Annotated in this window: 14 protein-coding genes and 1 pseudogene; 4 read left to right on the top strand and 11 right to left on the bottom strand. The window is 51.6% G+C overall.

The window, feature by feature from the left end; translation table 11 throughout:
• Positions 1-11 precede the first annotated feature (11 nt).
• Positions 12-200, bottom strand: a complete 189-nt coding sequence (gene bcsR / locus ACJHWT_RS19560) for a cellulose biosynthesis protein BcsR (RefSeq protein ID WP_001063315.1) — start codon at positions 198-200, stop codon at positions 12-14.
• Between the two features lie 272 nt (positions 201-472).
• Here bcsR and bcsE point away from each other — a divergent pair, with 272 nt between their 5' ends.
• Genes bcsE through bcsG form a run of 3 tightly spaced genes read left to right on the top strand, consistent with a single transcriptional unit; the run spans position 473 to position 3908 of the window.
• The gene (bcsE, locus tag ACJHWT_RS19555) at positions 473-2044 is read left to right on the top strand and encodes a cellulose biosynthesis c-di-GMP-binding protein BcsE (protein WP_001204944.1); all 1572 of its coding nucleotides are present in this window, start codon (positions 473-475) and stop codon (positions 2042-2044) included.
• A complete protein-coding gene (gene bcsF / locus ACJHWT_RS19550) occupies positions 2041-2232 on the top strand; it encodes a cellulose biosynthesis protein BcsF (protein WP_000988308.1) in 192 nt (63 codons plus the stop codon). The genes bcsE and bcsF overlap by 4 nt, the downstream gene beginning before the upstream one ends.
• Entirely contained in the window at positions 2229-3908 is a 1680-nt protein-coding gene (gene bcsG, locus ACJHWT_RS19545; RefSeq protein ID WP_001562264.1) for a cellulose biosynthesis protein BcsG, read from the top strand. Before bcsF ends, bcsG begins: the two co-directional genes overlap by 4 nt.
• 86 nt (positions 3909-3994) lie before the next feature.
• On the opposite strand, the gene ACJHWT_RS19540 is transcribed toward bcsG, so the two are convergent.
• The 4 genes from ACJHWT_RS19540 to ACJHWT_RS19525 form a co-directional block, all read right to left on the bottom strand.
• Positions 3995-4102 carry a type I toxin-antitoxin system toxin Ldr family protein gene (locus ACJHWT_RS19540; protein WP_001295224.1) on the bottom strand — a complete coding sequence of 36 codons (108 nt, stop codon included), beginning with the start codon at positions 4100-4102 and terminating at the stop codon, positions 3995-3997.
• 375 nt (positions 4103-4477) lie between these two features.
• The gene (locus tag ACJHWT_RS19535) at positions 4478-4585 is read right to left on the bottom strand and encodes a type I toxin-antitoxin system toxin Ldr family protein (protein ID WP_001295224.1); all 108 of its coding nucleotides are present in this window, start codon (positions 4583-4585) and stop codon (positions 4478-4480) included.
• Positions 4586-4960: 375 nt separating this feature from the next.
• Positions 4961-5068 (bottom strand): type I toxin-antitoxin system toxin Ldr family protein, encoded by a 108-nt coding sequence (locus ACJHWT_RS19530; protein WP_001295224.1) that lies wholly within the window; start codon positions 5066-5068, stop codon positions 4961-4963.
• Positions 5069-5443: 375 nt separating this feature from the next.
• Positions 5444-5551, bottom strand: a complete 108-nt coding sequence (locus tag ACJHWT_RS19525) for a type I toxin-antitoxin system toxin Ldr family protein (protein WP_000170738.1) — start codon at positions 5549-5551, stop codon at positions 5444-5446.
• A 475-nt stretch (positions 5552-6026) separates the two neighbouring features.
• On the opposite strand from ACJHWT_RS19525, the pseudogene ACJHWT_RS19520 reads away from it, so the two are divergent.
• Positions 6027-7297: pseudogene (locus ACJHWT_RS19520) on the top strand (transporter).
• A gap of 29 nt (positions 7298-7326) precedes the next feature.
• Here the strand turns inward: ACJHWT_RS19520 and dppF are convergent.
• The 6 genes from dppF to ACJHWT_RS19490 all read right to left on the bottom strand — a co-directional run.
• Positions 7327-8331 (bottom strand): dipeptide ABC transporter ATP-binding subunit DppF, encoded by a 1005-nt coding sequence (dppF, locus tag ACJHWT_RS19515; RefSeq protein WP_000107036.1) that lies wholly within the window; start codon positions 8329-8331, stop codon positions 7327-7329.
• Complete coding sequence (gene dppD / locus ACJHWT_RS19510) at positions 8328-9311, bottom strand: dipeptide ABC transporter ATP-binding protein (protein ID WP_001196486.1); 984 nt, start codon at positions 9309-9311, stop codon at positions 8328-8330. Before dppD ends, dppF begins: the two co-directional genes overlap by 4 nt.
• Positions 9312-9321: 10 nt before the next feature.
• A complete protein-coding gene (gene dppC / locus ACJHWT_RS19505) occupies positions 9322-10224 on the bottom strand; it encodes a dipeptide ABC transporter permease DppC (RefSeq protein WP_000084677.1) in 903 nt (300 codons plus the stop codon).
• Between the two features lie 9 nt (positions 10225-10233).
• Entirely contained in the window at positions 10234-11253 is a 1020-nt protein-coding gene (gene dppB, locus ACJHWT_RS19500; RefSeq protein WP_000938853.1) for a dipeptide ABC transporter permease DppB, read from the bottom strand.
• Between the two features lie 307 nt (positions 11254-11560).
• Positions 11561-13168: a dipeptide ABC transporter substrate-binding protein DppA gene (gene dppA, locus ACJHWT_RS19495; protein ID WP_001222876.1), complete on the bottom strand. Its 1608-nt coding sequence runs from the start codon at positions 13166-13168 to the stop codon at positions 11561-11563.
• A gap of 706 nt (positions 13169-13874) precedes the next feature.
• Positions 13875-14159, bottom strand: a 285-nt coding sequence (locus tag ACJHWT_RS19490; RefSeq protein WP_368455464.1) for a transposase, incomplete at its 5' end; no start/stop codon positions are given.

The raw sequence follows: 14159 nt of genomic DNA, 5'->3' as shown, positions 1-14159 counted from the left end.
TCACCAATCCCCTACTTTTGTTGCGCAAACTCTGCCAGCAACGGCCAGCGTTTTAATGCCGCGGCCAACCGTTCGCGTTGGGAAATATCGGCATAATCAATATCAGGCAGTGAAAATGCCTGCTTTAACGCCAAAATATCATTCTGGAAGATATAGCCTATCGCGGGATCAGGCAGAGTATCTGGTTCATTGTTATTCATTTTTCTTGATCCCTATGAAATAACCGTACCGTTCATGAGACAATTCTAACTGTGAGCATTTCGTCGGTTTATTGTTTACGGCGAGACGGGAATGTGCTCACTTTTTGACTTTCCGTTACGCAACAGAAAAAGTTAAAAACGAAAAGACTAAAATCACATGTCTTGTGACCTGCTAAATTGATTCACATGCTAAATCTGATAAGTTTTAATTTCAATGGTAGGTTTATTTCTTAGCTTTCGCTAGTAAACTGATAATCAGACAAAATGTTGACATGAGGGACATTGTGGACCCTGTATTCTCTATCGGTATCTCATCATTATGGGATGAGCTGCGACATATGCCAGCAGGCGGCGTCTGGTGGTTTAACGTCGATCGCCATGAAGATGCTATCAGTCTGGCGAATCAAACAATTGCATCCCAGGCTGAAACCGCACACGTCGCGGTCATTAGCATGGACAGCGATCCAGCGAAAATCTTTCAATTAGATGATTCTCAAGGGCCGGGAAAAATAACATTATTTTCAATGCTAAATCATGAAAAAGGTCTATACTATTTGGCCCGTGATTTGCAGTGTTCTATTGATCCCCATAATTACCTTTTTATTCTTGTTTGCGCAAATAACGCATGGCAAAACATTCCTGCCGAGCGGCTTCGCTCATGGTTGGATAAAATGAATAAATGGAGCCGGCTAAACCATTGTTCGCTTTTGGTAATTAATTCCGGAAATAATAACGATAAACAATTTTCATTGTTACTTGAGGAATACCGTTCACTTTTTGGTCTTGCCAGTTTGCGTTTTCAGGGCGACCAACATTTGCTGGATATTGCTTTCTGGTGCAACGAAAAAGGGGTCAGCGCCCGTCAGCAGCTTAGCGTTCAGCAACAAAAGGGTATCTGGACATTAGTTCAAAGCGAAGAGGCGGAGATCCAACCACGCAGCGACGAAAAACGCATTCTGAGTAATGTTGCTGTACTGGAAGGTGCGCCGCCGCTATCGGAACACTGGCAACTGTTCAACAATAACGAAGTTCTGTTCAATGAAGCCCGTACCGCTCAGGCGGCGACGGTGGTCTTTTCTTTACAGCAAAATGCGCAAATCGAGCCACTGGCCCGCAGCATTCATACTCTGCGTCGCCAGCGCGGTAGTGCGATGAAAATCCTCGTACGGGAAAATACCGCTAGCCTGCGCGCCACCGATGAACGTTTGTTATTGGCCTGCGGTGCAAATATGGTTATCCCATGGAATGCCCCACTCTCCCGCTGTCTGACGATGATCGAAAGCGTGCAAGGGCAGAAGTTTAGTCGCTATGTGCCGGAAGATATCACTACCTTGCTGTCAATGACCCAGCCGCTCAAACTGCGTGGTTTCCAGAAGTGGGATGTGTTCTGTAATGCCGTCAACAACATGATGAATAACCCTCTATTACCTGCCCACGGTAAAGGCGTTCTGGTTGCCCTACGTCCGGTACCGGGTATCCGCGTTGAGCAAGCCCTGACGCTATGTCGCCCTAATCGCACCGGCGATATCATGACCATTGGCGGTAATCGGCTGGTGCTGTTTCTCTCATTCTGTCGGATTAACGATCTGGATACCGCGTTGAATCATATTTTCCCATTGCCTACTGGCGACATTTTCTCAAACCGTATGGTCTGGTTTGAAGATGATCAAATCAGTGCCGAGCTGGTGCAGATGCGCCTGCTTGCCCCAGAACAATGGGGCATGCCGCTGCCTTTAACGCAAAGTTCTAAACCGGTCATCAATGCCGAGCACGATGGTCGCCACTGGCGACGAATACCAGAACCAATGCGACTGTTAGATGATGCTGTGGAGCGCTCATCATGATGACCATCAGCGATATCATTGAAATTATTGTCGTTTGCGCACTGATATTTTTCCCGCTGGGCTATCTGGCGCGGCACTCTTTGCGACGCATTCGCGACACCTTACGTTTGTTCTTTGCTAAACCTCGTTATGTTAAACCGGCCGGGACGTTACGCCGCACGGAAAAAGCCAGGGCAACCAAAAAATGACTCAATTTACGCAAAATACCGCCATGCCTTCTTCCCTCTGGCAATACTGGCGCGGCCTTTCCGGCTGGAACTTCTATTTTCTGGTTAAGTTCGGCCTGTTGTGGGCGGGATATCTTAACTTCCATCCGCTCCTCAATTTGGTCTTTGCCGCGTTTCTGCTGATGCCCATTCCGCGCTACAGCCTGCATCGCTTGCGCCACTGGATTGCCCTGCCGATCGGCTTTGCTTTGTTCTGGCATGACACCTGGTTGCCTGGCCCGGAAAGCATAATGAGCCAGGGTTCGCAGGTGGCGGGGTTCAGTACCGATTATTTAATCGACCTTGTCACACGCTTTATTAACTGGCAGATGATTGGGGCCATTTTTGTTTTATTCGTGGCCTGGTTATTCCTGTCACAATGGATTCGCATTACCGTTTTTGTGGTTGCCATTCTGCTATGGCTGAACGTACTTACCCTGGCGGGACCAAGTTTCTCCTTGTGGCCAGCCGGTCAACCGACGACCACTGTAACAACGACGGGTGGTAACGCAGCGGCAACCGTTGCGGCGACGGGTGGCGCACCGGTAGTGGGTGATATGCCCGCACAAACTGCACCGCCAACAACGGCGAACCTTAACGCCTGGCTGAATAATTTCTATAACGCGGAGGCGAAACGTAAATCGACCTTCCCGTCTTCGCTGCCCGCTGATGCTCAGCCATTTGAACTACTGGTGATTAATATCTGTTCGCTTTCCTGGTCGGATATTGAAGCCGCCGGGTTGATGTCGCATCCGCTGTGGTCGCATTTCGATATTGAGTTCAAGAACTTTAACTCCGCCACCTCCTACAGTGGCCCGGCGGCGATCCGTTTACTGCGCGCCAGCTGCGGGCAGACTTCGCACACTAATCTGTATCAACCGGCAAATAACGACTGCTATCTGTTTGATAACCTGTCGAAACTGGGCTTTACCCAGCACCTGATGATGGGACATAACGGCCAGTTCGGCGGTTTTTTGAAAGAAGTTCGCGAAAATGGCGGCATGCAGACCGAATTGATGGATCAAACAAATCTGCCGGTTATTTTGCTGGGCTTTGATGGTTCGCCGGTTTATGACGATACCGCCGTGCTTAACCGCTGGCTGGACATTACCGAAAAAGATAAAAACAGCCGTAGTGCCACGTTCTACAACACGCTTCCACTGCATGACGGCAACCATTATCCGGGCGTCAGCAAAACAGCGGATTACAAAGCGCGGGCGCAGAAATTCTTTGATGAACTGGACGCCTTCTTTACTGAACTGGAGAAATCGGGTCGTAAAGTGATGGTGGTCGTGGTGCCGGAACACGGCGGCGCGCTGAAGGGCGACAGAATGCAGGTATCTGGCCTACGTGATATCCCTAGCCCGTCTATCACAGACGTCCCCGTTGGGGTGAAATTCTTCGGCATGAAGGCACCACATCAGGGGGCACCGATTGTCATCGACCAACCGAGCAGCTTCCTGGCTATCTCCGATCTGGTGGTTCGCGTTCTTGATGGCAAGATTTTCTCCGAAGACAATGTTGACTGGAAAAAACTCACCAGTGGGTTGCCACAAACAGCACCGGTCTCCGAGAACTCAAATGCAGTAGTTATTCAATACCAGGATAAACCGTACGTTCGCCTGAACGGCGGCGACTGGGTGCCTTACCCGCAATAAGAACGAAAAAGGCCGCAGAGTTTCACCCCTGCGGCCTGATCCGGGCGCAAATTGCCATTACGGCAGCCTGACGCCCGCATGACACGTTACTTCCGCTTGTTCAGCCAGTTCACGATCATGCTGGCAAGAATGCCAGCAATGACCGGAGCCGCTAAATCATGCCAGAAGGCCATGCCCAGCTCTGCGAGCGTCATATAGCCGCCTGAGTTGTAATGACAACGTTTCGCGGCTATTCTTGAGTTGTTTGGGTTCAAGAATGGCCCCCGTGGTGTTGTCAGGTGCATACCTGCAACGTGCGGGGGTTTTCTCTCTCCAGCAAACAATGCCACCAGGGATTAAGCCCCCGCAACATTGCGCCTCACCGGAACCTTTCCGGCTTGCCGCTGATTCTACGACTGTTTTTCTGCTCCGGAATCCGTCACGTCTTCACTCTGTGCTGCGCATTCCGCAGAATATTATCCGCTTGCAACCGTTGCATTTTTCTTACGAAAAAGGCCGCAGAGTTTTATCCCTGCGGCCTGATCCGGGCGCAACTTGCCATTACGGCAGCCTGACGCCCGTCTGACACGTTACTTCCGCTTATTCAGCCAGTTCACGATCATGCTGGCAAGAATGCCAGCAATGACCGGAGCCGCTAAATCATGCCAGAAGGCCATGCCCAGCTCTGCGAGCGTCATATAGCCGCCTGAGTTGTAATGACAACGTTTCGCGGCTATTCTTGAATGGTCTAGATGCAAGAATGGCCCCCGTGGTGTTGTCAGGTGCATACCTGCAACGTGCGGGGGTTTTCTCTCTCCAGCAACCAATGCCACCAGGGATTAAGCCCCCGCAACATTGCGCCTCACCGGAACCTTTCCGGCTTGCCGCTGATTCTACGACTGTTTTTCTGTTCCGGAATCCATCACTTCTTCACTCTGTGCTGCGCATTCCGCAGAATATTATCCGCTTGCAACCGTTGCATTTTTCTTACGAAAAAGGCCGCAGAGTTTTATCCCTGCGGCCTGGTCCGGGCGCAAATTGCCATTACGGCAGCCTGACGCCCGTCTGACACGTTACTTCCGCTTATTCAGCCAGTTCACGATCATGCTGGCAAGAATGCCAGCAATGACCGGAGCCGCTAAATCATGCCAGAAGGCCATGCCCAGCTCTGCGAGCGTCATATAGCCGCCTGAGTTGTAATGACAACGTTTCGCGGCTATTCTTGAGTTGTGTAGGTTCAAGAATGGCCCCCGTGATGTTGTCAGGTGCATACCTGCAATATGCGGGGGTTTTCTCTCTCCAGCAACCAATGCCACCAGGGATTAAGCCCCCGCAACATTGCGCCTCACCGGAACCTTTCCGGCTTGCCGCTGATTCTACGACTGTTTTTCAGCTCCGAAATCCGTCACTTCTTCACTCTGTGCTGTGCATTCCGCAGAATATTATCCGCTTGCAACCGTTGCATTTTTCTTACGAAAAAGGCCGCAGAGTTTTATCCCTGCGGCCTGATCCGGGCGCAAATTGCCATTACGGCAGCCTGACGCCCGTCTGACACGTTACTTCCGCTTGTTCAGCCAGTTCACGATCAGACTGGCAAGAATGCCAGCTATGACCGGAGCCGCTAAATCATGCCAGAAGGCCATGCCCAGTTCTGCGAGCGTCATATAGCCGCCTGTGTTGTAATGACAACGTTTCGCGGCTATTCTTGAGTGGTCTAGGTTCAAGATTAGCCCCCGTGATGTTGTCAGGTGCATACCTGCAACGTGCGGGGGTTTTCTCTCTCCAGCAACCAATGCCACCAGGGATTAAGCCCCCGCAACATTGCGCCTCACCGGAACCTTTCCGGCTTGCCGCTGATTTTACGATTGCTTTTTACCGTCAGCACCCGGCAATCTTCCTCATTGCGTGATGCCTTCCAGCTTAATTTCTTTATTTGCATTAGTTGCAGTTCATATCCGGGCTGACTCCAGACTGGTAGTGAAATGCGCAATTTTGTAGAATTGCGCCTCCTCGCGACCTCCCCAGTGAATCTGTTGCCTCATTTTTTACATACTGCGTATTCGACTTCTCCACCTGTTGCGCAAGAGAAACTGGGTTTATTCATTTTTGCGAGGCCGACTTCTTTCTGGACAGGACTTTATGCAGCACAACACACTACCGAAACACGATCAGAAAATGCCGTTTACACGCTACGACTTCGGCTGGGTTTTATTATGCATAGGCATGGCGATTGGTGCCGGAACCGTGCTGATGCCAGTACAAATTGGCTTGAAGGGAATTTGGGTATTTATTACCGCAGCGATCATTGCTTATCCTGCCACCTGGGTAGTGCAGGACATTTATTTAAAAACCCTTTCTGAAAGCGATTCCTGTAATGACTACACCGATATTATCAGTCATTACCTGGGGAAGAACTGGGGAATTTTCCTCGGGGTTATCTACTTTTTGATGATTATCCACGGGATTTTTATCTACTCTCTCTCCGTGGTTTTCGACAGCGCCTCGTACCTGAAAACCTTCGGTTTAACCGATGCCGATCTTTCACAATCTCTACTTTATAAAGTCGCCATTTTCGCCGTACTGGTGGCAATTGCGTCTGGTGGTGAACGATTACTGTTTAAGATTTCCGGGCCAATGGTGGTGGTCAAAGTAGGGATTATTGTCGTCTTCGGTTTTGCGATGATCCCGCACTGGAATTTCGCCAATATAACCGCCTTCCCGCAAGCCTCCGTCTTCTTCCGCGACGTCCTGCTTACTATTCCTTTTTGCTTCTTTTCTGCGGTATTTATTCAGGTGCTAAACCCGATGAATATTGCCTACCGCAAACGGGAAGCGGATAAAGTACTGGCAACCCGGCTCGCGCTGCGTACCCACCGAATTAGTTATGTCACGCTCATCGCGGTGATCCTGTTTTTTGCCTTTTCGTTTACCTTCTCAATTAGCCCGAAGAAGCCGTTTCTGCCTTTGAACAAAATATCTCGGCACTGGCACTGGCCGCGCAGGTGATCCCTGGGCATATCATTCATATCACCTCTACGGTGCTGAATATCTTTGCCGTACTGACCGCATTCTTTGGCATTTATCTCGGTTTCCACGAGGCAATTAAAGGCATTATTCTCAATCTGTTAAGCCGAATTATTGATACCAAGAAAATTAACTCACGCATGCTGACTCTGGCGATCTGCGCTTTTATCGTCATTACGTTGACGATTTGGGTCTCGTTTCGTGTATCGGTGCTGGTGTTCTTTCAGTTGGGAAGCCCGTTATATGGCATTGTGTCGTGCCTCATTCCATTTTTCCTGATCTATAAAGTCGCACAACTGGAAAAACTTCGCGGGTTTAAAGCCTGGCTGATTCTGCTGTACGGCATTTTGTTATGTTTGTCGCCACTGTTGAAGTTGATTGAGTAAACCGGAGCGCATGGCCCCGGTTTTGTGAGTTAACGCTGCGGATTTTCATCCTGATCAACAGCAAAACAAGCTACCAGTTGACCGCCGTAGTCTTTTAGCTGCGGCTGCAACTGGGTGCAGGGGCCGAAGCGCCGACGACAGCGGGCGTTGAAGGCGCAACCCGGCGGTGGATTCAGTGGGCTTGGCAGTTCACCGGTGAGCTTGATGCGCTCGCGGCGATCGTCCGGGTTCAGGCGCGGCGTCGCGGAGAGTAGCGCCTGAGTGTACGGATGACGCGGGTTATTGAAGATTTGGTCCTTCGTTCCCTTCTCCACGCAGCGGCCCAGGTACATCACCATCACTTCATCAGCAATGTGCTCTACCACCGACAGGTCGTGCGAGATAAAGACATAAGACAGCCCCAACTCCTGCTGCAAATCCATCATCAGATTCAGCACCTGCGCGCGCACTGAGACGTCCAGCGCGGAAACCGGCTCATCGGCAATCACCACATCCGGGTCGAGCATCAGACCTCGGGCAATGGCGATACGCTGACGCTGACCGCCGGAGAACATATGCGGATAGCGGTCATAATGTTCGGTTTTCAGGCCGACTTTCGCCATCATCGACAGGGCTTTTTCCCGACGCTGTTCTTTGCTTAAGCTGGTATTAATCAGCAGCGGCTCCTCAAGAATTTGCCCGACTTTTTTACGTGGATTCAGCGAACCGTAAGGGTTCTGGAAGACAATCTGGATTTTCTGCCGACGCAGCTTCTGCGCCTGCGGATCGTGCTTGAGCAGATCCTGCCCTTGGTAATACAGTTCACCACCGGTGGGCGTTTCGATCATCGTCAGCAACCGACCGAGGGTCGATTTACCGCAGCCAGATTCCCCTACTACCGCCAGCGTTTTGCCGCGTTCAAGGTTAAACGAAACGCCGTCCAGCGCTTTAACCAAACGTTCCGGCGCGAACATACCTTTCTTCACCGGATAATGTTTTTTCAGGTCGATAGCCTGCAACAGCGGTTGTTGCGAGGTGGCCTCTTGCGTACTCATAGTGTCGGCCTCCCGGCATCATCAAGTGGGTAATGGCATTTGGACTGACGCCCGTCAGCAAGCATATTCAGCGCCGGTTCTTCAGCGCGACATCTGTCAGTGGCATAGGGGCAGCGCGGGTTAAGCAGGCAGCCGTTCGGGCGGTCATACTTGCCGGGAACAACACCTGGCAACGACGCCAGACGTTCTTTATCCTGAGCAAATTCCGGCAGCGCACGCAGCAATGCCTGAGTATACGGGTGACGCGGCGCATGGAAGATGGCGTGCGCATCGCCCGTTTCCACCACCTGACCGGCATACATCACGATGATTTTATGTGCCGCTTCCGCCACCAGCGCCAGGTCATGGGTAATTAACACCAGCGCCATGTTCTCTTTCTGCTGTAGCTCCAGCAGTAGTTCAATGATTTGCGCCTGAATGGTCACGTCCAGCGCAGTGGTTGGTTCATCGGCAATCAGCAGTTTTGGCCGACAGGCAATCGCCATGGCAATCATCACGCGCTGGCTCATGCCGCCGGAAAGCTGATGCGGGTAAACATCCAGACGCGAAGCCGGATCGGGAATACCGACCTGATTCAACAAGTCAATCGCCCGCTGACGACGAGTGCTCTTATTACCGCCCTGATGCACCTTAATCGCTTCCATAATCTGGAAACCCACGGTGTAGCACGGGTTAAGGCTGGTCATCGGGTCCTGGAAGATCATCGCCACTTCGGCACCCACAAGGTTGCGGCGCTCTTTTTCCGAGATACGCTGCAAATCCTGACCGTTAAACTCCAGCTTTTCCGCCATTACGCGGCCCGGATAATCAATCAGCCCCATAATCGCCAGCGAACTGACCGATTTACCGGAGCCAGACTCCCCCACAATCCCGACCACTTCGCCCTGTTTTACGCTGTAGCTGATGCGGTCTACGGCGCGGAACGGTGCGCTTTCGTCGCCGAAATGCACCGATAATTTATCTACATTTAATAACGCCATCTCGAACCTCTTACTGCTTCAGTTTGGGATCGAGCGCGTCACGCAGACCGTCACCCATCAGGTTAAATGCCAGCACCGTCAGCAGGATCGCCAGACCCGGGAAGGTCACGACCCACCAGGCGCTTTGCGCGAACTGCAACACGTCGGAGAGCATGGTGCCCCACTCCGGCGTTGGCGGCTGCGCCCCCATGCCGAGGAAACCAAGAGCAGCCATATCGAGAATGGCGTTAGAGAAACCGAGCGACGCCTGAACAATCAGCGGCGCAAGGCAGTTCGGGAAGATGTTAATAAACATCTGGCGCATTGCCCCGGCACCTGCCACGCGAGACGCGGTAACGTAATCGCGGTTAACTTCCACCAGCACGGCGGCGCGTGTTAAGCGCACATAGTGCGGCAAGGCAACGAAGGTCAGCGCCAGCGCTGCGTTACCAATCGACGGGCCGAAAATCGCCACCAGCACCAGTGCCAACAGCAGACTTGGCAGCGCCAGCATGATATCGACCACGCGCATGATGATGTTATCGACCAGGCCGCCGAAGTAACCGGCGATCAGGCCGAGAATAACGCCCATAATCAGCGATAACACAACTACCAGACAGCCAACCAGCAGTGACAATCGCGCACCGTACATCAGACGCGACAGCACATCACGGCCTACGTCATCGGTGCCCAGCAAGTGCGCCATGCTGCCGCCTTCCTGCCAGGCTGGCGGGGCGAGCAGTGCATCGCGGAACTGTTCCGCCGGGTTATAGGGTGCAATCCAGTTGGCAAAGATCGCGATAAACAGCACGATGACGACGTAAACCAGCCCGACGACCGCGCCTTTGTTGCGTTTAAAATAGTGCCAGAACTCCTGTAACGGGGTCATCGGCACCGGTGCGCTAATCACTTTATTTTCAGTAACCTGTGACATGATGTCCCCTTACTTCTTATGACGAATACGCGGGTTCACCACGCCGTACAGCAGATCGACCAGCAAGTTGACGAGGATAATCATCGTCGCCACCAGCAATACGCCGCCCTGCACTACCGGATAGTCGCGGCGTTGCAGTGCGTCAATCAACCAGCGCCCCAGACCGGGCCACGAGAAGATGGTTTCGGTCAGAATCGCCCCCGCCAGCAACGTTCCCACCTGCAGGCCGATAACGGTCACCACCGGCAGCATCGCGTTACGCAGCGCATGGACGATAATCACCCTAAGGCGGGTCAACCCTTTGGCGCGCGCGGTGCGGATGTAATCTTCACCCAGCACTTCCAGCATCGAGGAGCGTGTCATACGCACAATGACCGCCAGCGGGATAGTACCCAGCACAATGGCGGGCAAGATCATATGGGCGACGGCATCGATAAAGTTACCGTCTTCACCCCAGATGGCGGTGTCGATCAGCATAAAACCGGTTAACGGATTGGAATCATCGAGGAACACCATGTCGCTCACGCGACCGGAGACGGGCGTCAGGTTCCAGTGCACCGAAACCAGCATGATCAGCATCATGCCCCACCAGAAAATTGGCATCGAGTAGCCGGTCAGCGCCAGGCCAACCGCTGTGTGATCGAAAATGGAACCACGTTTAACCGCAGCCAGCACACCAACCGGAATCCCGACTGCGGTCGCAAAAATCATCGCGCAGACGCCAAGTTCCAGCGTGGCCTGAAAGCGCGGCACGAACTCTTCCCATACCGGAATTCGGCTTTTCATCGAAATGCCTAAATCACCGTGCATTACGCCCCAAATGTAATGGAGATACTGCTGCCACATCGGTTTATCTAAGCCGAGTTCAGCCAGCAATTGCGCGTGACGCTCTGGGGAGATCCCACGTTCGCCCGCCATGATCATCACCGGATCGCCCGGGATCATGTGGACAAAGGCAAATGTGAGAAGGGTAATACCGATAAACGTGGGGATGACGAGTCCCAAACGTCGGAGAATAAACTGCAACATAACCCGGATTCTCTATAATGACCCGCAGCCTGGAACTGCGTGTCTGTATTGCTCACAAATCAATTCCCGCCCTTGTGGAACAGGGAATGAAGTATTGCTGCCGGATGGCGCTGCACGCAGAGGCACAGCGCCACCGGGTATGCAGATTGTTGACAAAGTGCGCTTTGTTTATGCCGGATGCGGCGTTAACGCCTTATCCGGCCTACAAAATCGTGCAAATTCAATACATTGCAGAATTTTCGTAGGCCTGATAAGCGGAGCGCATCAGGCAGTTTTGCCTTTGCCATCAGTCTTGTATGGCTTTTAATTATTCGATAGAGACGTTTTCGAAGTGATGTTTGCCTAATGGATCAACCACATAGCCTTTAACTTCTTTGCGTACCGGTTCAAATACGGTGGAGTGAGCGATGATCAGTGCCGGAGCCTGATCGTGCATCACCACCTGCGCTTGTTTGTACAGTTCAACACGTTTGTTATGGTCGTCGGTGGCACGCGCCGGTTGAATCAGATCTTCAAACGGTTTGTAGCACCATTTTGAGTAGTTGGAGCCTTGTTCAGAGGCGGCGCAGCTGAACAGGGTGGCGAAGAAGTTATCCGGATCCCCGTTGTCGCCAGTCCAGCCCATCATTACCGTCTGATGCTCGCCATCTTTCGCACGCTTGAGATACTCACCCCATTCGTAGGTGACAATTTTGGCCTGCACGCCCACTTTCGCCCAGTCTGCCTGAATCATCTCTGCCATGCGGCGAGCATTCGGGTTATACGGACGTTGTACCGGCATTGCCCACAGGTCGATGGAGAAGCCTTTTTCCAGGCCCGCTTCTTTCAGCAAGGCTTTCGCTTTTTCGGGATCGTAGGTGTAGTCCTGAACGTCGTCGTTATAGCCCCACATGGTTGGCGGGATCAGGTTTTTCGCTGCCACGCCCGCGCCCTGATAAACCGCTTTGATGATCGCGTCTTTGTTCACCGCGTAGGTCAGAGCCTGGCGAACTTTCACGTCATCAAGTGGTTTTTTCTGCACGTTATATGAAAGATAGCCGACGTTAAGCCCCGGCATTTCCATCAGATTGATGGATTTATCCTGCTTCATGCGAGCGATATCTGCCGGGTTCGGGTACGGCATCACCTGGCATTCATTCTTCTGCAATTTCGCGTAACGCACGGAAGCATCAGGGGTAATAGAGAAAACCAGCGTATCGATCTGCGGTTTGGTGCCCCAGTAGCCATCAAACGCTTTGTAGCGGATACGGGAATCTTTTTGGTACTGCTGTAACTGGAACGGACCGGTGCCGATTGGGTTGAGGTCCAGTTTTTCCGGTGTACCGGCTTTCATCATCGCGTCAGCATATTCTTTTGACAGAATAGAGGCGAAGTCCATTGCCAGGTCAGCGAGGAACGGCGCTTCCGGTCGAGTCAGCACAAACTGAACGGTGTTGTCGTCCACCTTTTTCACTTCGCTGATCAGCTCCGGCAAGCCCATGCCTTCAAAGTATTCGTAGCTACCGCCAGAAACTTTATGGTACGGGTTTTGCGCGTTTTTCTGACGATCGAACGAGAACACTACGTCATCGGCATTCAGTTCGCGCGTCGGTTTGAATTCTTTATTGTCGTGCCACTTCACACCTTTACGCAGATGGAAGGTATAGGTTTTACCGTCTTCGCTGACTTCCCACTTTTCAGCGAGGCCCGGGATCACTTCAGTGGTGCCGATTTTAAATTCAACCAGACGGTTATAAAGCGGTACGGAAGAGGCGTCATAGGTGGTGCCGGAGGTAAACAGCTGCGGGTTAAACCCTTCCGGAGATCCTTCTGAGCAATAAACCAGAGTTTTAGCCTGAACACTTGCTGCGACGGTCATAGCCACCAGGCTGAGACCAAGCTTCAGCATCCCTGACTTTTTCAAGGAAATACGCATTATTCTGCTCCAATTGTGATGTTTGTTGTTTTAACCCTTTGCAGTGGGTTGTCGCTGCCTGACCTTTTTTGTTTTTTGCCCGGTCGGGTCAACGTTATGAGGTGGGGATGCCGTACTAATTAACATCAGTGTAACAGTGCGGATCCTCCATAAAATGCCCCTCGTGACCTACAATCTGTCAACAGAATGTGAAAACGTCAATACAGCCAACCGGGATTTACACCAACGGTGAGAATCCACAAACAAAGATTAAAAAAACTTCAAACAGCTATTTGCAGCAGAGAAATTTGTGCTACGCCAACACAACCAGAACAATCAGCTTAATATTTAGCAACATTTGGTGATTAAGTTTTATGCATTTAATGAAAAAAATCTGAGGTAAAGGTGGATATCTGAGCGATTAATACCATGAACGCTAAAACGCACAGCGGAAAATGCCAGCGCCAGCCATAAGTAACGCAAAAAAAGATTTAAGCAAATATAAAAAAAGACAATGGTTTCTGTCACAAATCCGTTAATGGATAGTGAGATATGGGGCGCAAATTTGGCAGGGAAATGTGTGGTGTGTAGATCGGATAAGGCGGTCGCGCCGAATCCGACAATGGGCCGGTACATTTGCCTGATGCGACGCTGGCGCGTCTTATCAGGCCTACGTCGAGTCGAACCTCCCCGCCCCCGGAGGTTCTCATCCTCATAGGCTACATGACTAGTCCTGATATACGTTGACACTTTTCTGTCTGTAAAACGCCTGATGAACGTCATCGGGTGTTTTGTATTTCAGAGCCAGATGTGGCCGCTCATGGTTATAAATTGCCACGGACTCTTTGACCATTTCCCGGGCCTGCGCCAGGTCTGCAGGACGCGAGAGTAAAAACTCATTTTTCAGGATACCGTTTATTCGCTCAGCCAGTGCGTTCTGGTAGCAGTCATAACCATCCGTCATTGAACAGGTTATTCCATTTCTTTCATGAACTGACTGATAGAGCGCTGA

The organism is Escherichia sp. WS338 (genome assembly GCF_046486405.1).
In the GTDB taxonomy this organism is placed as follows: domain Bacteria; phylum Pseudomonadota; class Gammaproteobacteria; order Enterobacterales; family Enterobacteriaceae; genus Escherichia; species Escherichia coli.
Note: the sequence above shows the minus strand (reverse complement) of the source record. Positions and strands in the feature narration are given on the sequence as shown.